Below are 26667 nucleotides of genomic sequence, written 5' to 3' on the forward strand. Positions count from 1 at the left end.
TGGAACGCCCCTTATAGCGAAAGTTTCAAAATCTCAGTAAAACATGCATGAAAATATCAGTTTTTCTTGATAGTTTTACGATAATCGCCAGGTGTCATACCTTCGTATTTTTTAAAGAACCGGATAAAACTATGCACATCGTTGTATCCAACAGCCAAGCCAATCTCTTGCAAAGAATCACTGCGTTGACTCAAAAGCTCTTTACTTTTCTTAATCCGGTACTCGTTTAAATACTCTAACATCGGTTTGCCCATTTCAATTTTAAATATCCGACTTAAGTGCCCGCTGCTAATTCCAATTCGATCTGCTATTTCCGTAATAGAGATGTTAGTTACATAGTGCTCCTCAATAATTCTAATTGCTTGTGTGACATATAGATTCATAACCTGCTTGTCTTGCTGCCCTTCAAGGAAGGCAATTAATTTATTAATATTTGTAATCATCAATTGATTGAGTTCATCGTTATTTTGACATTCATTCAATTTAAAAATATCTACATCCTCGTATAAACCTTCGATGTCGTGCCCTTCCTTTAAAAGTTCGTTAAAGACAGAACTCAATAATACAACAACCATTCCTTGAATCTTTTCCAATGGATACTTGGTTTTATACATATACTGATTGAATAAATCGCTTACACATTGATTGGCCTTTTCTCTATTCATCGAGGTTACAGCATGAATTAACTGCTTCTGCAAGGAGGAAGGGTATACAAATTTAAATTCATTTTTATAATCTTGTATCATCACCACATCATTGCGATTGATAACAGCCTTGTAATTCAACATTCGCCGAATCTGTTCGTATGCCGTATGCAATTGCTCTGTAGTACTAATACCGCTAACCACCAATTGTAGTGAAATATTTAGCTGCTCCTGAGCAGCCGTGTTCATTTCTGCATAGCATTGATGAATCTGTTGTCTTAATGCCTCATCCATGCTGCTATGGGGCAAATTAACGATAAATCCAAGTTTGTTGCGATCTAAAATCGTCCCTTCAACAAGCATATTTTTCTTGAGAATCTCCGAAACCATACTATAAATAATGAGCTTGTGCTGCGGATTTTCTGCATCTTCTGAACGCATCTCATCAAACACAGCGATAATGACCAAATAGTAAGGCTCTGTAAATAAAATGCCGACCTGCTCCAGCCTATCAGAGATATTCTCAATATTTGAAACATTATTTCGTAAAATATCTGATATCAGGTGGTCTTTCATAATTGGCTCGTTTTGTTTTATCGTATCCTTCATCGAGCTAATAGCCCCACTCACAACAAGAAATTCATCTTTAGATATTTGATTATTGTTTTCAGAACCGAATAATACTTCGAGCATTTTTTTCCAGGGATTATACATCTTTACTGCAAACGTATAGGCAATAACTAAACCAATTGCAAAAACAACGATCACCATGATCAAAATTTTCGACATTTTATCAATCAATCGCTCTATATAGATGTCATATGGAATTAAACTGACAACGGTCCAGCTATTTCCTTTGACATGTTGAATATTTGCAAAAAATGTTTGCTGATTGAGACTTATCTTTTGCATCTCATTTGATGTCGAGCCCGCCTTTTCAGCAATCAGATGATCAATTACCGAAGTGTTATCCCCATTGCTGGATGTGATTACATGTGCATTGTTGTCAACGATAAAAACATTCTGCTCATTACCGTTGCTTAGATTGTTAATTGTACTTAAGAACATATCTTTCTGTACATTAATGACCACGAATCCCAGCGGCTTTGTCTCTGTTACGGGGATGGCTTTGTAAAAGGTAATGTAGTCATCTCGTACCTGATACCAGAAAGACTCATTGCCGCGGGTTTGAATTTGTTCCAGAACAGGTTTGTCATAAAAAGAATCTGCATCAAAAAAACCTTCTCCTGATGTCATAAATCGCTTATTCAATGTACTGTAAATGTACACGGAATAGAATAATTGACTCGAAACGATCTGATTACGGACTTGCTCTTTAAGCTGATATTTATCATATTCCATTATTCCAGTAGGATCTTTCAACATCCTGTTAAGGTCAGGTAAAAAAGATAGTCGCAAGGAGAAATAATCAATTTGTTCAGTAAGATCTTCTATGCTTTTCGTTACATTTTGAGTGCTATTATCCGAAGCTTGCTTAATTTCAGAAGTCAAATCCTCAACGATCGTGTAGGAATAAATCGTTAAAATCATAAGGGTTGGAATAAGAACTGTAATAAAATACGAAAGTAATTGCTTTCGAAACAATGAACGATTAAAAAACAGTTTATTTGTAAACCTTTTCAATTAATTCCCTCCTTATTGTTTCTACTCACAAACCGACCCACTCAGTTGCTAGTTTCAAAGAAAGTGTAAATCACGAAACAATAAAAATCAACATGGTGAAACCATTTCTATTTTCGGGAAGAGAACATTCATATGTAGAAAAATTGATATTCATGTATTATTTTGACCACTATTAATTCAAATAACAAATGTCCTTAAAAAGACATCATTATCATTAGAAACTTAGGATTTTTTTTCGCCTACACGTGAATTAAGATAAAGACGACACCACAGAAGAATCAACAACTTCTATTTGTACTATATCCAAAAACTTGACATTTTATCTAATTTTATGTATTTGGGTATTATTTATAATGGCATTTATTAGATGATTAGATAAAGGAGAGAATACATATGGCACGCCAACCTTTAAATCGCACTTATTTATGGATGGTAATTCTTTTGATGTTTGTTCTTCCGATTATATCTATTTTTTTTGAAGCCATCGCACAAGATGAATCGGTTGCATGGATACGTTTAACCGGTAAATGGTTCATATTTTGGGCGATCGGGTTGCGTCTCTTGACGGCAGGCTTGAGGCAAGTTTTAACACCAAGTTTTACCGCACAGACAGTGTTTAGAATGAAAACTAATGAGAGTCACATTATTATTCGCGAACTAGGATTCTCCAATATTTGCATGGGAACGCTCGGAATTTTATCTATTTTTGTTCCAGAATGGCGAGAGGCAGCGGCATTTGTTGGTGGGTTGTATATGGGGATTGCAGGGGGAATGCACGTTTTTAAACGTCTTGATGGGCCAAACGAGGCAATTGCTCTAGTTTCAGACTTGTGGGTGTTCGCTATTATGTTGGTATATCTTAGTTCGGCACGCTGATCATAACCAGAAATAGAGAGCTTGCCGGACCTTCAACGGGCGGAAGCTCTCTTCTGCTGTCGGCCTAATGCCCGACACCTCGAACCATCCTCCGGAATTCGCCAGGGGAGATGTGATACACTTTTTGAAACAGACGGTAAAACGATCTTGATTCCATGCCTACCTTCTCTGCTACCAACTCAATCGTCAACTCTTCGCTCTCCAGCAAATGAGCCGCCTGCTCCAACTGCACTTTCAAAATATATTGATAAATGGAATCGCCCAACTCTCGTTTAAATAGCTTGTTCAAATGCTGCGACGTATATCCGAATACCCGCGCAATCTTCTCGAGTGTAAGTCTGTCGGCATGATGGGTATAAATGTAGTTAATAACCTTCTGGATCGTGACTTTCGGCGTAGGAGAATATACGGGTACCGGGGTCGTCTGAAGCTTGATTTCCGATAAGAGTGCGTAGATTGTTTCGGACGCCATAAATACCTGCTCTAGGAGCTTATCCTGCTTACATAGCAGGTCGATAAGCGCCCATATCCGGCCCGAAGAGAGCGCCGTAATCGGTCTGCTCAGCTGCAAGCGGAACTGCAGCAGCATGGACAGATGGCAATCGAAACGAACCACCGCAAGCTCGCATGGATCGCTCGCTGACCGGAATTCATACGCAGTGTTCGGGGGCACAATGAAGATTTGCTCTGACTGCAAAGAGAACTGTTGTCCAGACAGAAGGCAATACTCCCCTCGGCCGCGCAGGCATACGTGAATTTCGCTGCAGACCGTCTCCCGGATGGAAAAGTTTGGCGGCTTCATCATATACCCCGCAGAATGAAGGCGAAACGGAAGCGACCACTGTGAATGAACGACGCTCGCATAGGTATCGTTAGATAGCATTGGCAAGTCTCCCTTTCCTATATAATTCCGATAGCGCTTACATTTTATACTATAACAATATATAATTTTAGTTTAAAATTCAATAATATTTTAATTTAATTTTAGTTTTTTTAAAAAAAGAAACGTGCAGTCCTCCCTCAAGGAGAGAATCTGCACGTTTACACAGCCCGCAGCTAGTTGCTGAGAATCACTCTGGTCGTTGCTGACATGCCGTTAGCGGCTACAGCTGTCATTGTAATGCTTCCGCCTGTCACACCGCTGTCGTACGTCACATTCACCTGATTGTTCACACCCTCGGCGCTCATGGAGAGCGATGCATGCACACCCTCCGTCACATCATTAATCATGTATAACACCGGCGCGACATCTTTATAGATCGCAAGATTCGCATTCTTAAACTCGTCGCCGTATTGATCTTTCACCGCCACATCCCCCATCACGACCCAAGCCAACGCACCGTCGACTGCAGCTCTGGTGAACGTTTTGCTCGTGCTGCTGGAGATGGATTGAACGGCGATTGGATCGCTTTTCACGGTGATAGCCGTTTTGATGAAATTGGTTTCACCTTTCGCATTCAAATAAACCGCCGTAAGGTTCGCCAGTCCTGCTTTATTGCCCAGCACGTACACTTTGCCTCCGGAAATCTGAAGATTGGCCGTGCTGTAAGTGTCGGAGACAACGGTAACAATCGAATTCGGGATTTTCACTTCGTTCGCCGCTTCGTCCTTCGCAGAGAGCGACAATGATATACCAAGGATGGACGAGTCTGGCACCGTTGCCGCCGGAATATTTTTCGTCAATTCGTTATCCATCGTACTGAATAAATCTCTGGCTCCGTTCAGGCTGTACTTCAATTTTTCTCTCGCCGGATCAAGAACTTGGAATTTCATCGATTTGGCACTGACAGAGTCATCGAGAACGTTTCCGACAAGACCACCCGTGAAATCCCGCTTACGCAGCTGGAATCTGGCGGCCAAAGTGGCATTCGTTGCAGCGCCGCCAGGCGTAAACTTAAATTCCTTGTCGCTGAATTGTCCGACCGTCAACTCCTGTGTACCGGGAGCCAACACCAGGTCGCCGGAATAGGTTCCGACATAGTCCGCAGAAGGCGTAACCGTCGCATAGACATCGTAGGTGACGGAGCGACCGTTTTCGATCAGATCGATACGGTTGCCGGACTGGGTCGTCGCAAAACCTGTAAACGTATCGCCATACTGGTCAAAAATTTGCAGCTTGCCATTGTTGTCCGCCGTGTTGACCGCTTTGCCGGCCAGATTCGTCGCGATGCGCAGACCTGCCGGATAGCGCACTTCCGTAATCGGCACGTTCAGCTGTGCGGTGCTGTTGACCCCGACTCCGATTATGGCGGCAAACACGTTCGCCGTGCCTTTGCCCTCCAGCTTCTTAATATAAATCTTTCCTTTGTTCGGCCCGTCCGTAACAATCAGCTTCTTGCTGTCCAGCATCACTGCCGGCACGTCACCGGATTCCCCAGTGACGAGGTTTCCTGTGACGGAAACCGTAAAGCGGCCGTCCTTTGCATTTTGAGCGACATCGTCGCTCGACAGCTTAGTGCCGTCTGCATCATACGCGACTAGTTCCACGTATTTGTTGCTGTCCCCGGCTGCCCACGTATCGTTCGGCTGCACCAGCTCGACCTTTTTCGCAATTGCGGTCGCTTTCGTCGCAATGGTCGCCGTTGCCGTAGAACCGGCTCCGAATACCTGAACGGTATAGTCTCCTGCCGTTTCCAGCTTCGCATCTGCCCGGACTACGATATCGTCAATTCCGTCGTTGTTGTCGTCGACAACCTCTGCCTTCAACTTGGCCTCATATGGTGTTACCGACACTGTCGGGAGAATTACGGAGTCTGATTCTTTGGTGATAATGGCCCCATATTGGTCGTATTGCTTGAGCGGTATGACCACCATATCGCCAGCTGACGATAATGCCGTTTTACCATTTTTGTAAGCGGCTTCACCCAACTCCACTTTCGTCAGAAGCGGCTGCAAGCCAACGATAAAGTTTTTCGTCGCAGACACATGGTCGTTGTTGTCGTAAATATTCACGCTAATTTGACTCGTGTTGGAGATTAGCGCAGCATCTGTCGTATTTAACTGCACATACAGCTTGCCGTCTTCGGCTTTGACGACTGTCGCCGCATTCGCCGTCGTCGCATACACCGTGTAGTTCGCACTGGAAAACGTAGCCGTTTCGCCGAACTGATTCGTCGGCTTCACTTCAACGCGCACCTTCGGCGATTTGGCGATTGTGTCTCCGCTTCCTGCGAATTCCAGCTTGGTCACCTTCTCCGCTTGGCCATGGAACATCCCCTTCGCCTGATCGATGTCCACCGCATCCAAGCCGCCGAGCGTCACTGCGTAATCAGCGTCGCCAAGCTTGACATCCGTCAGCGTCAGCGTCGCCGACTGCTTGTCGTCGCCCCAGACGACCGAAGTGCCAAGGCTCGTCGTCCCCTTCGTCAGCGCAAGCTTCGCTTTCGCCGGATCAACGTCTCGGTCCAGAACGACCGATACCGTCTTGACGCCGAGCTGCTTCACTTCTTTTACCGATGCTTTGGCAGGCTTGCTCAAGTTCTCTATCACTTGCTGCGCTGCATAAGCCCCCGCGACAAGCTCAGCCCGTGTCGCCGTCGCGTCGCCAGAGGCGCCCAAATCGACGCCGTTCGCCTTTGCAACAGCCAAATATCCGTCATACCAAGGCGTCGTCGTTTGAACATCGGCGGCTTTGCCGAAGCCGCGCACCAGAATCGCCGCCAGTTGGCCGAGGGTGACAGGCTCGCTCGGTGAAAATACATCCTCGGCTACGCCCTCGATCACCCCTTTGGCTTTGGCGGCTTCGATGTAAGGAATCGCCCACGCGATCGCTTCATCTGCGGCATCCACGTCCTTGAAGCTGGAAGGCGCCTGAACATCTACCGTGAGCTTGAAAATTTTCGCAGCTACCTTCGCCGCTTCAGCACGGGTCATCGATCCCGTGAGGTCAAACGTATCGCCTTTCCCCTCCATAATGCCTAGCGCCAGCAGCGCGTCGATCTTCGCTTTCAGCTCTGAGTCTACTTGTGCGAGATCTTGATAATCCTCCGTCGTTTTCACGACTGCCGCTGCGGTAGACGCTACCGGCGGCGTTGACTGCGACTCAACTGCATAGGCAGCCGAGGTCAGCAAGGAAAATGCAAGTACTGCCGAACTGATGACCGATAGACTTCTCTTCATATGATTCTTTTTCCTCCCCATGAATGGCAACAGTGATAATCCTGAAGGAGATTATCCGCCTTTGTCCTTTTCAGTGTAGCGGAAGAAAAATCAAGTTGTTATGTACGGAGTGAAGGTGTTTATGATGAAAACGAAGATAAAGATCTTCATATTTAACAGGGAAAATCTTCCTTTTCGCCATCCAAAGCAACAGTCATTCTTCTTATAATAATGACATAGACTACTTTCACCCCAGTAAGATTGACGATGTGAACGCCTGTCTGACTTCCATGGTAGTTCAGCGCCTTCTCCTCCTAATTGAATGCGCTTTATCTAAGAGCTCCCAGCCAGGGAGCTTTTTTTCACAGCACAGAGAGGATCGAAGCTGTCGTCAAATTGTCATCTCCTATAGCTTATGTTCAACAAGAAAAGAGAGCCATCACCCTCCTCCTGAAGGATTGTAATGGCTCCCTTTCGATTTATCTCCCTTATTTATTTGCGGTTTCCCCGCAGTTCCATAATATCTTGCTCTTTACTAATCAGCTCAAGTTGAAGCCGTTTAATTTCCGCTTCAAGCCTGGAGAGGTCCTCCGGCTTGGCTTGCTCGGCTGCTATTGCGCCCGTAAAGACAGGCCTATTGCCGGTTGCCAGAAATTGCGTTCGATCACATTCTGCATACACCGGATCAAAGATCATCAGCAGCTCAGGCTTCACAGCTTGCAGCACTAGCTCAGCTGATCCCAGCCCTTCACAAAACGCTTTCACGAGAATCTCCCCAGCTTCCGTCGATGCGCGAATTAAAGCAGTGGCCACTCCAAATTGCGTTTTCATCGGGTTGGCGCCAGGAGATGATCCGCTGATGAGCTCTCCGCTGCCTTCCACTTCAAAGTGGATATATTCGCTATTCAGCACTTTTGAAACGCCTTTATTATCCACTAACACAGCGCGGACCGGGACAAAATCCGAGCCGTCCGCCAGCAGAGCGATCTTCTGATCATCAAGCTCCAGCCGAATGCCCGAAAGCCGCTCCGCGTAAGGCTTGACAATCCTGCACACCACTTCGCCGCCGATTATGCCTTCTGCCACCATTTCAATTTCTCTTGTTCGATTGCGCCACATCGATGATATTTCATGAAAATCGAAGACGTTGCGGAAAATTACCGGTGGGTGCGGCATATCCCCATATCCGGGCTCAGGCTTCTGCGTGCCCACGACTTGCCCGAGCCACGTAAGGCGTATTTCTTCGCAGTTCGTAAAAATGACAACGTCGCTACCAGAAACTTGCGACAATTCATGCGTGATATAGACCATAGGGCCCGTTGCAATCCCGCTCAAACGGAAATCGGCATCGTACTGGCTTTTGAACAAGTAGTAGGCATAACGCGGAAGCCGGTACACATCGAGCACGCCGCCGAGGAACGGGTCCGGATGATAGCCTCTCTGATGATCGATACCGCACCACAACGTAGCGCCGATTCGTTTCGGAGGCGTATCGTAAATATCTTTTAGATCCCGCGCGCGAATCATAGCCTGATTCAACATCGCTTGCTCGCCCCATTCCCGCTTGACACGGGTCATTGCATTCTGCGAATAGAAATTGTCAACTTCTCCGCCATCCCCATATTCACGGGTCAAGGAGCATTTCTCATCCGACATACTGCCGTGATAATAGAAATCGAAGCCCGCTAATTTGGCGTGATCGACGTCCGCACAGGTAAATGCTCCCGGAAACGGAAACTCTTCATGCACAATCTGGTGCATTTCTTCCAGCATGGGAATCGGCTGATCGTCCGTTTCATTTAGTGCCGTTTCCCACAGCAAGACAGCCGGACGGTTGCGATCGCGCCGCACCATTTCGCGCGTATCTTGAATGACGCGCTGCGCAAAAATCGGATCCCGGTGATTGTGGAACTGCCAGCCGGGATTTGCAACAGTTACGAGCAGGCCCAACTCATCGCAAGCGTCCATAAATGCTGGAGACAAAGGATAGTGTGCTGAGCGAACGACATTCGACCCGCCTTCCCGCAGCAGCAGTGCATCCCGCCATTGCCCCGAATTCGGTAGTGCATTTCCGACATATGCATAGTCCTGATGACGGTTCACGCCGCTTAATTTATAGCCGATGTGCTTCTTGTTCACGAAAAACCCTTCATCCCCGCGCATCTCGAACAACCTGATGCCAAAACGGGTTCTGAAGCTGTCAACCACGCGTCCGGCCACTAGCACCTCCGTCCGAATATCATGCAAGTAAGGATCATTCGGTTCCCAAAGACGGACATCCTCCAGCTCCATCGGCAGCTCGAATTGTCTCGATTCGCCGGGCTTCAGCTCCGCATCTTCCTGAGCCGCAAAAATCTCTTTTCCCTCCCTCGTTTCCAAGACAGTAAGCAGCGTGAAAGCGCGCGGCATGTCGTCCTCATTCACAACCTCAGTATGGACTTCCAGCTTCGCCTTACGTTCCTCCGCCTCGAGCACGCCGACGAAGACTCCGCCTCCAGCTACTTGCCGGCTCATGAGCGCATGCGTAACGTGCAGCGGAGACGTCTCGATGAGAAAGACATTGCGGTATATGCCACCTAAATAACTAAAGTCCAGGTGATCCTGCTCTTTGCCCGGTGGATACGAAGGGTCATTGGAATTGTCAGCGCGAACGGCCATCACATTGTCGCGACCATCCAATCGAACAAGATCGGTGATGTCGACAGCGAATGGAAGATATCCGCCAAAATGCTGGGCAATCGCCTTGCCGTTCAACCAGACTTCCGATTTTCCCATCACGGCTTCAAAATAGACCAGCAACCGTTTCCCCTGAAGGGAATCCGGAAGCGTAAAGCGCTTTCGATACCAGGCGGCGCCTTGATAATTCCGCATGCCGCTAGCATTATCCCCAGTAATTTCCAAACCATGCGGGAGCGCTACGGGTTCCCAGTCGCCGTCATCGCAATATTCGTACGGAGCTCCCTGGAGATCTCCTTTCATAAATCGCCAACCCGGATTAAAATTGTACACCTGCCTTGGGCTGCCTTCGATGCCGTAAAACCCGGCTGTGGAATACTGCGGAACCTTCTTGACGTCATTCAAATTCATGCCGAAATCTCTCCCATCGTTGAAAACGCTTTAAATTTTACGGCTATTTCATTTGAGTTGATATATTAGAGCTTAAACTACTATCTTTATCTTATTGAAAAACGTCTATAAAATCAACTAAAATTTAATTTAATTTATTAATTGATTAAACTAAAATTTAAAGCGAATTCCGTTCAACAAACGTTGTAGGCAAAATATATCGAACCGGAAAGTTCCGCTCCTCCCTCATTCGAGCGATCGCCGCTTGCACAGCCAGCACGCCGATCTCATAAGTGGGGACACCGATGGTTGTCAGTCCCGGCGTTAAATAGCCAGCCATTTCATTATTATCAAAGCCGAGAATCTTTACCTGATCCGGCACGATAATCCCTTTCTCTTTAAAAGCATTTAGCGAGCCGATCGCGATCAAATCGCTTGCCGCAAAAAATGCTTCCGGCAATTGTTTGTTGGCATCAATGCTTTCCAGGAAATCCACCATGGCCGACTTCGCAGACGCGATCTCCCAGCCTTCGTGTTCGATAATGAAATCAGGCTGCACGGTCTTGCCCATCATTTTATGAGCATCGATAAATGCCTCATAACGCGAGCTGTATAGAGGACCAATATAAGCCGCTCGCTTGAACTGATTTACGAACTTAGCTTTCAGCCATTTCAGCGTTTCGGGATAGAAGTCAACACCGACATAATCGACATGATCCGGAAGAAAGCTGGGCTCAATTCCAACGACCGTCACCTTGAAATCCTTAGCGGTCAGCATACTGAGATACGCTTTCTCTGTTCCCGCTACCCAAATAATCGCATCGACGGCCGCCTCTTCAATACGCTCGCATAGCTCAGCCGGTTTGTACAATTCCAAATTTAAGCAGCTGAAAGCAATGGTAGAACCGCGGTTGACGACTTCCGACTCGATCCCTTTAATAATGTGGTAACCGTAAGAGCCTTGTGAAGCATAGGAAGACTGCCCTAGCACGTAACCTAATTTGTAGGCTTCCTGGTGAACTGTTTTCTTGATCGTTTTCGCCTTCTTGGATTTTACTTTATAATTCATACTTTCCACCAAAGACCAAATCTGCTTCTGCGTTTCCTCACTGCAGATATTCGTATCATTATAATTAACGACACGGGAAACCGTGGTCACTGATAAATTCACTTTCTTTGCAATATCCTTCAATGTGACCATAATAGCCTCCTTCTTTCGACATGGGCATATCAATATTTTACTTTATTTTATACTAAAAATTTATTTTTTTGAAGTTTATTTTTTGCATTGATACCCTCTAACACCGCACATCTTTTCTAAGCTTTATTGTAAAAAAGGACTTTATTCATGAGACATCGCTCATGAGTAAAGTCCTTATCTACACTTAGCTTTTACTCCATACTCGACACGAGTACTTATACTTAATATGTGAAGCCTCATCTCAACGTTACCAAGGCTTTTTACCACCACCTAATTTAGTTAAGATACCATCGTTAGCAGTGTCATAAGCCTGAAAGATTTTTGCGGCAATCGGAGATGCTCCATACCGTCCAAAACCACCTTCCGGAACAACAACTGCAACTGCAAGCTTCGGACTTTCAACTGGCGCAAAGGCGATAAATACAGCATTTTCTACCGATCCACCGGAAACTGTCTGAGTTGATGTGCCTGTCTTACGGGCAACATTGAACGGAAGTTCTTCAATCCCTTCTGCTCCGCTTTTCATCCCATGAATAATTGTGTTCCAATCTGCTTGAGCGAACTCTTTTGAGCTATCCTCGAGAACCTCAGGTTCAAACCTTTTCACCAATTGCCCCTGATAATCTCGAATTTCATCAACGAATAGTGGTTTCATTCTCTTTCCACGACTTGCTAATGTCGCTGTATATTGGGCTAACTGAAGCGTTGTCGTTTTTTCGTTTTGCCCCCAAGAAGCATAAACCATAGCTGATTGATAGCTATCTTTTTCTGCGTTTTTAAAGAAGTCATTAGAACCTGCAAATTCACCCGGCAAGCCGCTACCTGTTTTCACACCTAATCCAAATTTAGAGAGATACTCTGCCCATTTAGTGGTTACATTAGAATCCTCACGTCCATACTTGATCCAGAACGGAATGCCAACCATTGCTGACATATACGTGTTCGAAGAGTGTTCAATCGCTTCTGATGCATTTATATTATAGTATGCTGCTTTATCCGAGTTCGAAATATGACCATCTTTACCAAAGTTAAACGTACCCGAATCGTAATATGTTTGGCCCGCTGTAAATAACTTTTCTTTAAGTCCGATGAGGACAGAGAGCGGCTTAATAGTAGAACCCATAAATACGATGGAAGAAGGATGCTTCGCATTCTCTTTTTCATCAGGGTATTTCGCCTTTGCTGTCATAATGGTTCCATTTGAAATATATGTACTGATGTCTTTATAAATAGTTGGCGATATACCACCGGTCCACTTATTTGCATCATAATCAGGATAATTTGCCATTGTCACAATGCGGCCGGTATCCACTTCCATCGCAACCGCGAAGGCTGAAGATGCTTTCATGCCCCATTTTAAATAAGCGTCATTGGCATGAGAAGGCTCACGAAGATAGTTAATATGATCTTTTAGCATTTTCTCCGTTGTCTTCTGAATGTCTTTATTGATCGTTAAATATAGATTATTTCCCTTTATCGGCGCGGTCACTTCTGCTCTACCGATGATTTTCATTGCAGCATTAACTGGATATTTTTTACTACCATTCTTACCGCGTAGCTCATCTTGAAACATCCGCTCTATTCCATCGAATCCAACGTTTTCGTTACTTAGATATTCTTCGCTATTGGGATTGTCTTTATAGATTTCTTTAGCTGTTTGAGTTGAAAAAGCATTGGTGTAACCTACTAGTTGCGTCGCGATAGTTGTATTATCATCATCCATTTCATAGGCACGTATACTTTCTTCCGCCACTTCTAACCACTTAAACTCATCTCTGTGCTCCAGTAGAAAGGCAATCTCACTTTTGGACAAATCTGCCTTAATTCTACGGGGAACGTAGTAGTAGCTTGGATCTTTTACTTTATTTTTATTTATGTCATAACCAAGATCCATCGAGAGAACAATCTCTTCTGGAGTCGGATTAACGGTATTCGGCTTACCATACTTATCAAAAACATCGGTCTTTAGACGCTTTGCTAAAGCAATAATAGCATCCTTATCCTGTTGCCCTGGTTCAATGCGAAAAAATAAAGACTGTACTGGGATCGTGTAGGCAAGTGGAGACTTTGTTGAGTCAAAAATGTTTCCACGAATTGGAGCAATCTTATTAGTCTGATTTGTATTTGTATTCTCCTCTGCTTTTAATTCCTTAGATTGAACAAATTGAAGAATTGCCAATCGTACAATTAGCACTGAAAACAAAATAAAAGTTGCGAAGAAAAATATATTGATTCGAATGGAAAAGTGCTTCTTTTTTGTTATTTCTTTTTTCTTTGGATCATCCATAATTGATGACTTCATATTTATTGATTTCCTTTCTCGCTCAACTCGTTCTCTGTATTAAATGGACGAAAAGCCCAAAATTTTAGTTCAATTTTAAGTTATTTTGATTCAGTATGAAAGAAATATTTCTATGGAGGATTATTAGACAACTACACCCCTGCTTCATTATACAAAAAAAGCTACATCATTTTTGGTTTAAAATTAGGGGGAATTGTTTCTATATTTGGCTTTCATCTTTTAAAGTGATTCCACATCCATAGAAAAAAACTGTTCCCCCCATCTCGTCCGGGAAGAACAGCCGCTTCTATTTCTATCTCTTACTCCAATCCGAGATCCTTGCGTAATTTCAAAGTCACTTCATTAAAATGCTGTGCTTGATTGAATAACGATTTGTTTTGATCCGCACCTTCTTTGAAAGCTTTCTGTACATCATCGCTCCACCACTGCACATACTCTTCAGATCCTACAATCGAACCGACAGGCTCCGCTCTCATCTCGACCCCAATCGACGCCAAAATGTTCGTGCCTTTCCAGATCGGCGTTTCAAGCAGCGCCTGCTTCAATTCCTGATCTTCCGTTAATGGGAAGTCACCGTTTTGCATCATGAGCTTTTGCGCTTCCACCGTGTGCATAAAGGATAGGAACTTCACTGCTTCTGCAGGATGCTTGGAAGCGGCAAGCACACCGATACCCGTGCCGACATTATAGCCGATTTGCTTTTCTTTGCCTTTCGGCAGTGGCAATACATCCCAGTTGAATTTCGCCTTATCTCTTCGATTTTTCCCTTCCCATACCCCATGGATTTCAAAGGCCGTTTTTCCTTTTAACCATCCATCATCGGCTCCGGCCTTAGTAAGCTCATCCCATGTTCCTATGGAGTGATCGACGCGCTGCAAATCCGTAATCCATTCAATGTCGCTTCGCCCCGCAGGTGTTCCCATCAAGCTTTGCTTCCAGTCCTTATCCATAAAATAAAGATTCGGTGACGTACCATTTGCAACCGGAAGCACTCCCGCTGTAATAATCGAGTTAAACGGACCGTAGGCAATGCCGTATTCCCCTGCTTTGGGATCTGTCACCTTTTTGGCGACTTCCCGATAATCCTCCCACGTCCAATCGTTCTTCGGCATGTCGACGCCGTGTTTGGCAAGCAGATCTTTATTGACGAATATAATGATCGGATTTTCTGCTCTCGGAACCGCAACCTGCTTACCTTTAAATTGCAGCGCTTTCAAAGAATCAGCCGGGATTTTGGCCTTGCTTAGAACAGGATCGGATTTCATATATGGCGTCAGGTCCAGCAGCAAATCATCTTTGCCCCAAGGGAGCACATTCTGCACCCACGTAATATCGCCTGGAGTACCTGCCGCTTGCAGTGCTGCAGCTTTCTCCATAATATCGCCGATTCCGCCTCCGGCCTGCTCCACTTGAATCGTAATATTGGGATTTTGCTTATGGAACAGTTCAAGATATGTCTTCTCATTGTCGGAAAGCGCCGAACCGCGAATGTACCTCAGTGTTACGGGCTCTGCCGCTTTCGCTGTTTCTTTCGGAGACTCCGACACATTGGGCTGCGCCGTACTAGAAGTGGGTTCATTGGAGCTTGAGCATGCACTAAGCAGTATGGATGAAATCATAAGTGCAGAAATAACTGAAACTGGAAATGTTTTTCTCATAGAAACCCTCCATAAATTTGTTTGCAACCCATCTGGACGTTCTAAACGAGGAAGCGCCTTGCCTTGAGAAGTCCCCCCTTATGCTCACTTGGTAAATCTACCCTCATCATAATGAATTTTAGTTTAAATTTCAACTAAAATTTAATTTAATTTCAAAATTTTTAGTTTAATATTATTAATCAACTAATCCCGTCCGCTCAATCCCTTCGACGAACCATCGTTGTGCGATCATGTAGAGCAGCAATGGCGGAAATACGATTAAGAAGGCACCGGCCATCTTCGTTCCTTCCGTCACCGGATTGTTCAATTGGGCTTCCGGAACAGGATTCGGCCCGAATATGACAGTTTCCAAAGAACCGAGTCTGAGAGACAACGGCGTAAAATGCGATGAAAGAAAAAAAGACGACAAGTAAAACTCATTCCAGTACCAAACAAAAGAAAACAGAAACACGACTAGGCAAGCAGGTAGCGAAAGCGGAAAAATAATACGAAAAAACAAGCGAAATACAGATGCTCCGTCGATCATGGCCGCTTCTTCCAACGCGTTGGGAAGTGAATTAAAAAATTGTCTGAAAATGATAATAAACAATGCGCTCTTAATCCCTTGCCCGAACATCGCCGGTACCAGGAATACCAATGGTGTATTGAGCCACCCCAATTTACTGAAGATGACGTACAGCGGGATAATAATAATTTGCGGTGGAATTAAAAACGTGAGAAAGACAAGCCCAAAGATCAGACTTTTTCCCGGAAACTTGAGCCTCGCCAGCGCATAACCTGTCATACCGCAGATCAATACCTGAATTAGCGAGCCACATAAAGCAATTGTCGTCGTGTTCAGCACGGCTTCAGAATATTGAAGACCCTTGAAAGCTCGCGCTAGATTGCTCCAATCTATCGACCGCGGAATCCATTGTACAGTGGGGTCCAGCAAATCTCCCAAGCTTTTGAACATCGTCGAAATCATGTAGAAAAACGGCTGCAAATACAAATACGCCACGATAGACAGCAAATAATAGATGATGATTTTCGCCAGCCAACCATCATTGGTATGCTGCCCGAGAATGAGCAATTTGAGCTTCTGAGCCTTTCTGCCTTCCAGAAAAGCTTGTACGGATTGAAGTACTTGGCGGAATGACGCAGCTTCCTTCATCTCTGACCCCTCCTCGACCGATTGGCGCTGCTCAAGAACCATAGAATGAATGCGATCACGATGGTAATCAGGAGGAAATAAAACCAAGCGAGTGCACTGGCATAACCATACCCTGTCGACATATTGAACATGTTCTTCCGAATTTGCTCCATAACGGGATTCAGTGGAAATGTAAACAGATCCACCGCTGTATAAAGCAAATTAAGCGCTATGAATGGCACCATGCTCGGCAGCGTTATTTTCCAGAAACTCTCCCAAGGCGATGCACCATCGATACGAACCGCTTCATAAATGGAGCGGGAAACCGTTTGAAAGCCGGCAATAAAGATCAGAATCTGCACGCCTGACGACCACAGGATAATAATAATCATACCTAGGAAACTTATGATCGGATCCGCGAGCGACTTGCTGAAATGCTCGGTCACAAACGTATCGATGCCATACTGCGAGATGAACGGCACGTCGCCAGCGCCTTGCTTGAACAGCTCCGTCAGCACTTGCCCCGTCGAGAAAATGACCGGCAAGAAAAATATCGCCCGGAAAAGAAATCTGCCGGGAAATTGTTGATTGAGCAGAATGGCGATGAGCAGCGAGAAAATAATGATCACGGGCAGCATCACCAACAATTGCTGAAAAAAACCGATCATTTGCACGCTGTACTCATTATCCTTGAACAGTGCATCCTTGAAATTCTGCAAGCCAATCCACTGATATTTGAACCCGCTCCCGGTCAAACTGACTTTATTAAAACTTAAATATAAGGACCAGCTGATCGGAAACGCCATAAACACAGTAAAGCCGATAAGCCAAGGGAGCATGAACAAGTAGCCCACGCCGTATTCTTTCCACTTGAAAGTTAAGCGCGCCTTCCGCTTGTTGCGCAGGATAGCCGCATTCTTCTCCGCACTTTGCGGGCTAGGGGATATGACCGTTTTCAAGCGCCCCCCTCCTTCTCTACCCGAAACGACAGGTTGTTGTAATCCACAGTGACACGCAGGCCGTTGCCGTATAACGTTTCAAAGACGCCCTTCTGCGTCTGTCGATGTCCAATAATGGGCTGATCATAGGCCGAAGCCAGTTGTTCAAATTGGCGATACTCTTCAAGCACTTGATCCTTCCAAGACGCATAGCGGCTGCTATAAACACCCCAAGAGTACGTTTCGAGCAGTGCACGTGTGGATTCAGCGGTTAAGGTAAAGGACGGCAGAGCGCCATACTCGATTGCCCGGAGGAACTCCTCTTGCGCGTTATTTCGGATATTGCCTGATCCCATCGTATAGCTGATATTGCCGTGGAGCACAATCGGAGCAAATGGCACCATTTCCCCGACATCGTAGAAATGGTTGACGTCATTAGGCAAATTCTGAATATGCTTAGCGCTTTGCAGCGTATAGGCGTTACCCAAGCTTACGCCGCTCGTTCCCAGCTCCTTGTTCACTTCCTCCAACATATGCTGATAGACATACGCCGAATCTTCCCGCTGATAAGTTAATTTCGGGTTATAATCGCGAAAAATCAGTTGGCCAATATTAGAAAACTGAATGCCGTCGATGCCAAAGCCCTTCAGCTTGCCAACGATTTGCTTCGTAAGATTGTACGAGACGTTAGGCGTGAACCAGAACCATTCGTCATCTGTAAAAACACTTCCCTCAATGGAACGAATGCCAAAAGATTTGGGTGAATGCTTGACAAATTCAGAGCTAGCCTCTACGACATCACTTTTAAAGAGCACTTTGTAACCATTTCCGTGAGCCGAATCCACAAAGGCTTTCAGATCGGCTTCACCGCCAAGCTTCGGCTCCAGTGAGAAGGTTTTCGTTTTACTAAGACTGCCCTTCTCCTGCCATTGCTCAAACGTCACATTCATGGCCGATACACCGCTCTTTTTCAAGTCATCCGTAATATCGCGAGCTTGCTGAAACGTGGTCGCAGGCGTGTAACCAGAATTGTTAAACCAATCTGAATCGCCGCCGATTAGCGTAAGATCCAGTGGTACATGAGCAGCAGGCGACAGCTTATTGGTGATTCGTTTCGTATCCAGCATGTAATCTCTGTAAGCCTGTGCCATACCGACATAGTTCGCTTGTTCGCCGCTAAGCAGGTGGTACTCCATTACTCTGTCCTGTGCCGTCATCTTCTCTTGAAATACGCGCATCGATTTGCCGCTGAGGCTCAGCCTCCGGTCGTACTCTTCCCTATAGACGAACTTGGCGCCTACCGAATTCATTTCACTCACTAAACCCGGTGTAGCTGCCTGAATCCATGATGTCTGATCACCCTGATCAATAATGGCTATAAAGGCGTGATTGCCCTGTTTCATACCGAAAACAGGCATCATTACCGGCATTATATTGGTTTCCGGGATATTGCCGCTTGTCAGCTCGGCACCGTAGACCGGCTGCTCATATCCCTTCCCGACCCGCTCACGCTCCTGCGGAAAGCGAATGAGTCCGCCTGGTCCATCCGGCACAAAGATGTAGCCTGCTTCTGCATCAGAGCCAGCCGCGCCAAAGAAGGGCAAGGATTGAATCGAGATCAGCTTGAACTTTTCTTTTTCGGAAATGCTCTTGACGGGAATCGTCACCTTCAAGCCATACTCGGTCAAATCGACCTCCATCCGGAATCCGATTTGAATGTCATTGAACATATAATCTACCGCAAAACCGGAATCCGTTGAAGAGAAGGCAACGTTGAGATTTGAATCCTTGGCGTTCTTGATTTTGCGCTGAATGGCCGAAGACTCCGAATACTCCAGAATAAACGGGGATTCCAGGTTCGTCCGCAGCGTACCCGATACCTTCTCCTTCGAAAGCTGAGATGCTCCTGCAAATGCAGTCCACATAAATCCCGTTGCCACATCCTTGACGGCGAAGTTACCGGTCTCCAGGTTCAACTGCAAGACATAGCGCTGCGTGCGCTTGATGACGGTCCAGCCGTTCGCATCGGACGCTGGCTGAAGCGAACTGCCTGTCGACAGCGGCAGGAACCGGGATTCCCGCGGCGGAAAGTCGACTTTGACCGAAAGTGAATCCGAAGAAGCAGCGGCATAGCCGCCAGCACCAAGCGCAATAAGCAGCACGCCACCGACGATTCCCAAATTCCGGTTTTTCCATAGCGGTTTACCCAAGGAATGCGACCTCCTTATACAGCGAATAGATAAAATCCCAGAGATTGAAGGTCAACCCCGCGCCGACCGCAATGAACACCCAAATCATCCCGATGGTCAGTACGGTGGTGATAGAATTCCGAATATTTTCTACAAACTCAAAATTATGCGTAACTTGAGCCTTAACAAAGAACAGCAAGCCAACCCACAACCACATGATCGTCGTTAACATCGTGATTAAAATTTTTTCCTCAAGCACCAAGATGTTGGAGAGCAACAGAATTGGAATCGAAAAGAGCACATAGGGAACCATAGCGTAAATGGCGCCTTGCAGCACCTCACGGAATCGCCCCTCTCCGTCTTTAATCGTGCTTATCAAATAGTTAGCAATAATCCAGGTCGCGACGGGCACCACCAGATACAACTGATCCTTCCACCAAATTATCGATTTCAGATTGAACGGGTGGAAGATGAACCCTGTCCAGTATACATTCGCCAACTTGGCCATCAAGATGAAAACAACCTGAATCAGCAGACTCCACACAGTGATCTTTCTTCCTTTCAGCCGGTAGAACCCTTCGTACGGATGAAACATAATAAACAGCCCTTCCCGAAGCTCACCTGCAATCGTCCGTAGAGCCTGCGGCAAACGCTCGACGGCTGCTGCGATTCGGCGTTTCAGCGCAAAACGGTACAGGAGCCACAAGCCGATTAGACCAGCCAATGTCACAATGAGCTTGTCGTCAATCCACTGCATCCGATACGTCCAGAAAGCTTCGGAGTAGCCTTCGGCATCGTATGTCTCACGGAAGTTTGCCATAGCCTCTTCCGTGCGTCCTTCTTTCAGCGCGACTTCCCCCAGACCGCTATAGGTTAGGCTGATGAGTTCATTCTGCTTCAGAACCTTCTGCCAGTTCTCTTTACTCTGCGCATAATCTCCAATGAAGTAGTCATTCGCCGCCTTCAGAAACGTACGCCCGAATTCGGTCCGTTCATACGTCTGAATCAGATTGAGCGTTTTATCCAGCACGAACAGCTCATCTTTTGAGTTTACGCCAATGGAGACGGGATAGGCCAAAATGCCTTTCTGTTCCGGCGTTTGAAACGCTTGGCCGAAGCGAAATAACTCGCCTCCCCCGGGAGCGTAGATGGAAATCATCCCCGATTTGCGCGTTTTTCGAGTCGTTAGCCGCTGATCGAGCACATACATAAACTGATTGCGATCCAGGGCTACGTCCACAATTTGATCGGAGTCACTGAACTTGACAGTTTTGGAATCCTGTAGCCGATTAGAGCCATTTGCACTCAGTTGCTTGATCTGATTTTTGTCGACGGTCATGGTGTCGGTATATAGGAATCCTTCACTGCTGAGCGTCACATTTGAAATGGCCGGCGGACGAATAGCCGTTTCTTTCTCCATCTGATCCTTTGTAAAAATAAGCCGTTTCAAACGGTCCATCGCCGAGGCACTGGATTTGTTCCCTCCGAAGAAGCCCTCGAATTCCCCGGTTATGCCAAGCCGTATCAAACCTTGATACGAGCCTTTCGATACAACGTACAGTACGTTTCTGGCATCCACAGCGAGCTTCACAGGTACAAAATAATAATCTTTCGGCAAATAGGGGGAGTCCGGCTTTTTGATTTCTCTTTCAAACACACCCTGGCTGTTGTAGATCACAACGCGCTGATTCCCGGTATCCGCAGCATAAATCGTGCCATCTCCGGTCACGAACACGCCCTCCGGCGACTTCAGCTGTCCCGGCCCCTTCTCTTTGCCAATCTCTCGCAACCAATTGCCGCGAGCGTCCAACTGCACGATGCGATGGTTGCCGGTGTCTGCGACATAGATATCGTCGGTGCTCGTGATGTACAGGTCGGAGGGACTGTTGAAAGCGGTCTTCCCCAGCCCGACAAACGTGCTCCCTGTCGTATAGACATCCTGCATATAGGAGATGTAGTCCCCCGTTGAACCGTGATTGACAAAAAAGGTATCGTAAGGCTGCGATGCGCGCGCTGATGCCGGAAACAACAGGATGACGATCAGCACAATCCAAACGATATTCCTGCTTGTACGCATACAAGACCCTCTTTCCTAGGTAGCTTCGCAGATCAAACAGGCGAACGTTATTTCACACCGGAGTGCAGCATCGTCTCCATGATCCGCTTCTGAAAAACAAGGAACACAATCAGGTTCGGTATAAACATCAGGAGGCCCGCCGCCGCCGCCATGCCTTGACCGGCAATCGTATTGCCGCCGGCTGCCGCTGTCGTTAACGTTGTAATAAAATAGGGGAGCGTTTTCATCGTTTCGTCTTGCATAAACAAGGTCGATGACTGCGTATCGCCCCATACAGCTTGAATCGTAATAATTGAAATAGTCGCGACAGCTGGAAAAGAGAGCGGCACAACCATACTGGCAAAGATGCGCAGCTCGGAAGCTCCGTCGATTTTGGCCGCTTCCAGCAGCTCATTCGGAATTTGATCGATAAATTGTTTCATGAGAAAAACCGCGACCGGTGATGCGACAAAAGGCAGCACGTGGCCCAGGTACGTATTATTGATGTTCAGCCAGGAGATCATCAGATAGCGCGGGATGGCGACCGTTTCCGGCGCATACATCAACGCAAGCATGATGACCCCCATGACAATCGATTTCAATGCGAATTTGTGTTTTGACAGAACGAAAGCGGCCATACAGCTCGAGATGATGACACAGACCAGCGTACACGCCACGACGATCACACTGTTGAAAGCATAACGGGTGAACGGTACCGCACCCGTTGAGGTGCGCTGGAACAACTCATTGAAATTGGCCAGTGTCGGCTGCTTAACGATAAACGTCGGAGGAAACGCAAACAATTCACTGTACGGCTTAAATGCATGATTGACGATATAGACAATCGGAAGCGACAAGAAGGCAGCCGTCAGCAGCAGCACGATGAGGAGAACAATTTCCGATACCGTCATTCTTCGAAGATGTTGGAGAACGGCCGCCATTATGACTCACCTTCCTTTTGACCAAAGAGCCGGTAACTAAGTTTCATTGCAAAATAAGAAATCAGGAGCAGCACAACAGAAATCATCGACGCGTAGCCTAGCTCGTAGCGAAGAAAAGCATAATCGTCAATATGATTGAGAATCAGATGTCCGGAGTACTGGGGTGAGATCTGCGCTCCCGATAGCTGCGTTGAAATTGCCCCTGCCTTTAAAGTGCCTACGATCGCCATGACGGAGGAGAACAGCATTTGTGGCTTCATGGAAGGAACTGTAATATAGAACACCTCCTGCAGCCGATTGGAGATACCGTCGATGCGCCCAGCTTCATACAATTCCTTATTGACTGTATCAAAGCCGGCCAGCATCGCCAGAAAACCAACGCCAAAGCTCATCCAGATCGTGACAATAATCATAATATTCAAGAAGTACGATGGGGATTGCAGCCACAGAATGGGCGTTTCGATTAATCCTATCTTTATCAGCAGATGGTTGAGATACCCGACGTAGTCGCCGCTGAATGCCGCCTGCCAAACGACGGTCAGCGCAACGCCGCCTGCCATAGACGGCGCATAGAAGGCCAAGGAAACAAGGTCGCGAATGCTTTTGGGCATCTGGTAAATGAGCCAGGCGACGAAGAATGTCAACATATAGCCGATAGGGCCCACAAAAAATGCAAACTTCAGCGTATTCGGCAGGGCATACTTCATAAAAATCTGGTCCTGCGTGAGTAAAGAAATAAAGTTGCGAAAACCGATAAACGTCGGCGACTGAAAGCCGTCATACGAGGTGAAGCTCATAAAGATCGCCATGCATACCGGTGCCAGTATAAAAAATGCGAAGCACAGCATAAACGGCGCCAGAAAAAGATAGGATAGCCGATCCCGGTACAAGACGGACAGCAGCTTCCGGATGAACATCAACGGTATCGATGGCGCACTTCGTTTGTCTACCGAAACAACTGACTTCATGGCGCTGCGTTCCCCCAATCGTATGGCTGCTCATAACTCCGGATGTCAAGGGCATCCGAAGCGGTAATGCCCAAATTACTCTGCTTTCGCTGCATTTCCTTTTCCAACGATATTGCCCCTTTATCCAGAGAATCCTTAGGTGGCAGCTTGTCGACCACAACCCGGTTCCAGGCAAACTCCATCTCGCGCGACAGGAAGTAGCCGCCAGGCACGTTCGGCACGTTCTTCACCCAACGGTTCTGCTCTTCGATAGCAGCCATATCCTCTGACGGCCATGGCATTGCGGCCAGCGCTCGCATATTCGCTGTGTTCCAACGGTAGGCTATCCCGTAGAACGATTCGATATCGCTCCCATACTGCAGCTGTACGCGGTCCGACGTCCACCATTTCATGAACTCCCAAGCCTTTGCTTTCTTCTCGCTTTTTTCCAGCAGTATCGCGGAGCTCATCGTATTTTGCGACCAGCGGGCGATCTGACCGTCCGTCTGTTTCACGCCAGGGATCGGCGCAATGCCCCAGTCACCGAGGATTTCAGGCGCAGAAGACAGAAGCTGCAGATACGTATTATAATCCCCAACCCCAAGCGGCATATCGCCAAGCTTAAAGTGGTTAAAGAAAGAAGGAACGTCCTTCGGCAAATCAAACTTGATAAACAAATCTGTCCAAAGCTTAAAAGCCTCATAGCCAGGTTCCGTATTAAATGCCGTCTTTAACCCGTCCGGCGAGTAAAACTCCGCCCCCTGCATATAGAAAAACGGAACGTAATCCTTATTCGGATAATAAAAAGCCAGCCCTTTTTCCTGTAAGGAAGGAAGCAGTTTCCTTACATCGTCCCATGTCTGAGGGACCTCAAGCCCCAGCTCTTTCATTAGGCTTTTCCGGTAGAACATCAGATGAAACACTTGCGTTTCCGGAAGTGCATACATGCCTTGCTTATAGCTCAGATTTCGCATCGCGCCAGGATTAAATCGTGCCGACACCTCGTCATAATCGCCGAATTGACGCAAGTCCGCCACCGCTCCGCGCATCGCAAAATCAACCGGCGTGTCCTGGAATACGCCGAGCGCTACATCCGGCTGATCCCCGGCCGCATTGCTTAGCAGCAGGGCATTGGGATCCGGCATCAAATTGACATTGACGTTAATGCCTGACTTCGGTGTAAAATCCTGATTAATCATCTCTTGCAGCAAACCGGCATAATCCCGATTGCGGCCGACCCATACCTCTAGACTATCTTGCTGATGATGCGAACGTGTATCATACTGAAAATAGAAAGTCTTGAAAAAATTGCTGACAGCATACAGCATCTGAGCGCCTGTGTTCGCCGTCTTCAGTCCTGTCTCTGCTTCCGGGTCCCGGACCACCACATAATCCAGCAATAAGCTTTGATCGTTATAGCTATCCAGCCAAGTGCTGAGTTTAAGCTTCATATCCGGAAAAACACTTAGCTTATTCGGAATCTTATTGACATCAGCCATTAAACTTTCAACCATGTCCTCAGCAGCTTTAACCGAATTCGTAGCCGTTGTCTCCGCGTGGTTTAAACCGTTCATATAAGCTGTCAGTTGATGTAAACGATCCAAAATGGACTGCAGCCGCTCTTGAACGTCCGGCAGATAGCTGTCCAGGTCCCAGGTCCGGTAAGTATCCCCGCTGTTCGCACCGTAATCCCCTGTTATTTTGCGCAGCTGCTGCTCCAGATCATTGACATCGCTGAGAACGGAAGAAAGGGACAAGTAGGCCGGATCCACCTGTGAGCCGTCCGCAATCATGCGGAGCTCGTGCTTCCCCTCCTCCAAATAAAACTTGAAAGGCTTCCCTTGCGCATCTTGAAGAGGATAAAGTTCAAGCTTGTCATTATAAGGGAATGTGTAATGCTGCATCTCGGCAAATGGAACCTTGCCGTCAATCATAATCGTTCGGTACACGTTCGTTTTCCCTTGATAACGCTGATAATATTTCGTTTCGATTTCGTACCAGCCCGTTTGCGGCACCTCAATGTCCCATGCTAGCCATTGGCCGGGCTTCTTCCATTTATCACCGTCGATGACGTTATAGATGATCCTACCCTTCGGATCTGGCGAAACGTACGCTTCGTTCCGGGTACCTGGCTGAACGCCAGTGTGCGATTTGATGCTGTAATGCTCGGCTTCCACCTTCGTAAACCAATTCCCATTACTCGGCTGCGGAGGATTCGGATTGGATTTCGCATACGCCTCATACTCAGGTACGGCAGCTGGCGCGACGAAAGCGAGCGATTTCCACAGCATTCCCTCGTTAATGGCATGAAATCGTATGACATGCTTGCCGGCCGTTAAATGAAAGGCGAGCGGGTGCGAGGAGACACTGTAATCCGTATACCTCATCGTCTGCCAATCCTTCACCTGCTCCTGTTCGGCTCGAATATCGTTTCCTAGCTCATCTTTCTTGTAAGGATAGGCGGCATCCCGCCACAATTTGGTAAATTCGACCGAAGCTGCCTCGGCGAACGGAAGCTTGCCATCAATCTCGAGCCCGTAATATATGGAGGAAGAACTATCGCCTACCGACTGATAGGTCAACTCGAGGTTATAGAGCCCCTCTTGGGGAATTTGCAACTCCCACTCGACAGCCCCTGCTCCGTTGCTCCAGCGAAGCACATCTCCGCCCATCCCAGCATCTTGAATGCGCTCAACCTGGGCGCCTTCCGCTGCGGAACTGTACTGGACAGCTGATGCAATCGCCGGCTGTCCCGTATAGACGTGAATCCCGGAAGAAGCATTCCGGCGTTCAACCTCCAAATAATATGGAAGGCCTTCGCCATTCGTTGCCGGAAGCGTCATACTCTCCGCTGCAACTGAGGGAATTGTCTCAGTATCGAACGCAGCCCGAATTCCATAAAAGCCCACAATGACGGCAATCACCGACATATAGACGATTGCTTTCCGATAGTTCATATTTCGGCCTCCGTTCCG

15 protein-coding genes are annotated in these 26667 nt (G+C 46.8%); 1 reads left to right on the forward strand and 14 read right to left on the reverse strand.

Annotated features, from left to right (window positions below):
• Positions 1-56: 56 nt before the first annotated feature.
• Positions 57-2288, reverse strand: coding sequence for an AraC family transcriptional regulator (locus tag ABE504_RS08825; RefSeq protein WP_430087243.1), 2232 nt, complete (start codon positions 2286-2288; stop codon positions 57-59).
• Positions 2289-2681: 393 nt separating this feature from the next.
• On the opposite strand from ABE504_RS08825, the gene ABE504_RS08830 reads away from it, so the two are divergent.
• Positions 2682-3164: a DUF6790 family protein gene (locus ABE504_RS08830; RefSeq protein WP_430087246.1), complete on the forward strand. Its 483-nt coding sequence runs from the start codon at positions 2682-2684 to the stop codon at positions 3162-3164.
• 64 nt (positions 3165-3228) lie between these two features.
• On the opposite strand, the gene ABE504_RS08835 is transcribed toward ABE504_RS08830, so the two are convergent.
• From ABE504_RS08835 to ABE504_RS08895, 13 genes are all read right to left on the reverse strand, one after another.
• A complete protein-coding gene (locus tag ABE504_RS08835) occupies positions 3229-4047 on the reverse strand; it encodes a helix-turn-helix domain-containing protein (protein WP_430087248.1) in 819 nt (272 codons plus the stop codon).
• A gap of 173 nt (positions 4048-4220) precedes the next feature.
• On the reverse strand, positions 4221-7283 hold the full coding sequence (locus ABE504_RS08840) for an S-layer homology domain-containing protein (protein WP_430087251.1): 3063 nt from the start codon (positions 7281-7283) through the stop codon (positions 4221-4223).
• Positions 7284-7754: 471 nt separating this feature from the next.
• On the reverse strand, positions 7755-10349 hold the full coding sequence (locus ABE504_RS08845) for a glycoside hydrolase family 2 protein (protein WP_430087254.1): 2595 nt from the start codon (positions 10347-10349) through the stop codon (positions 7755-7757).
• A gap of 157 nt (positions 10350-10506) precedes the next feature.
• On the reverse strand, positions 10507-11529 hold the full coding sequence (locus ABE504_RS08850) for a LacI family DNA-binding transcriptional regulator (protein ID WP_430087257.1): 1023 nt from the start codon (positions 11527-11529) through the stop codon (positions 10507-10509).
• 247 nt (positions 11530-11776) lie between these two features.
• Positions 11777-13831 carry a peptidoglycan D,D-transpeptidase FtsI family protein gene (locus tag ABE504_RS08855; RefSeq protein ID WP_430087259.1) on the reverse strand — a complete coding sequence of 685 codons (2055 nt, stop codon included), beginning with the start codon at positions 13829-13831 and terminating at the stop codon, positions 11777-11779.
• A gap of 299 nt (positions 13832-14130) precedes the next feature.
• Entirely contained in the window at positions 14131-15489 is a 1359-nt protein-coding gene (locus ABE504_RS08860) for an ABC transporter substrate-binding protein (protein ID WP_430087261.1), read from the reverse strand.
• Positions 15490-15664: 175 nt separating this feature from the next.
• Positions 15665-16642: a carbohydrate ABC transporter permease gene (locus tag ABE504_RS08865; RefSeq protein ID WP_430087264.1), complete on the reverse strand. Its 978-nt coding sequence runs from the start codon at positions 16640-16642 to the stop codon at positions 15665-15667.
• Positions 16639-17580: a carbohydrate ABC transporter permease gene (locus tag ABE504_RS08870; protein WP_430087266.1), complete on the reverse strand. Its 942-nt coding sequence runs from the start codon at positions 17578-17580 to the stop codon at positions 16639-16641. The genes ABE504_RS08865 and ABE504_RS08870 overlap by 4 nt, the downstream gene beginning before the upstream one ends.
• Complete coding sequence (locus ABE504_RS08875; protein WP_430087269.1) at positions 17577-19769, reverse strand: DUF5696 domain-containing protein; 2193 nt, start codon at positions 19767-19769, stop codon at positions 17577-17579. The genes ABE504_RS08870 and ABE504_RS08875 overlap by 4 nt, the downstream gene beginning before the upstream one ends.
• A complete protein-coding gene (locus ABE504_RS08880) occupies positions 19762-21825 on the reverse strand; it encodes a hypothetical protein (RefSeq protein ID WP_430087272.1) in 2064 nt (687 codons plus the stop codon). Before ABE504_RS08880 ends, ABE504_RS08875 begins: the two co-directional genes overlap by 8 nt.
• Positions 21826-21872: 47 nt before the next feature.
• Complete coding sequence (locus ABE504_RS08885; RefSeq protein ID WP_430087275.1) at positions 21873-22745, reverse strand: carbohydrate ABC transporter permease; 873 nt, start codon at positions 22743-22745, stop codon at positions 21873-21875.
• Positions 22745-23713, reverse strand: a complete 969-nt coding sequence (locus tag ABE504_RS08890) for a carbohydrate ABC transporter permease (protein WP_430087277.1) — start codon at positions 23711-23713, stop codon at positions 22745-22747. The genes ABE504_RS08885 and ABE504_RS08890 overlap by 1 nt, the downstream gene beginning before the upstream one ends.
• On the reverse strand, positions 23710-26649 hold the full coding sequence (locus ABE504_RS08895) for an extracellular solute-binding protein (RefSeq protein ID WP_430087281.1): 2940 nt from the start codon (positions 26647-26649) through the stop codon (positions 23710-23712). Before ABE504_RS08895 ends, ABE504_RS08890 begins: the two co-directional genes overlap by 4 nt.
• Between the last annotated feature and the right edge of the window lie 18 nt (positions 26650-26667).

The sequence above is a fragment of the Paenibacillus oryzisoli genome, from assembly GCF_050467285.1.
Taxonomy (GTDB): Bacteria; Bacillota; Bacilli; order Paenibacillales; family NBRC-103111; genus Paenibacillus_E; species Paenibacillus_E oryzisoli_A.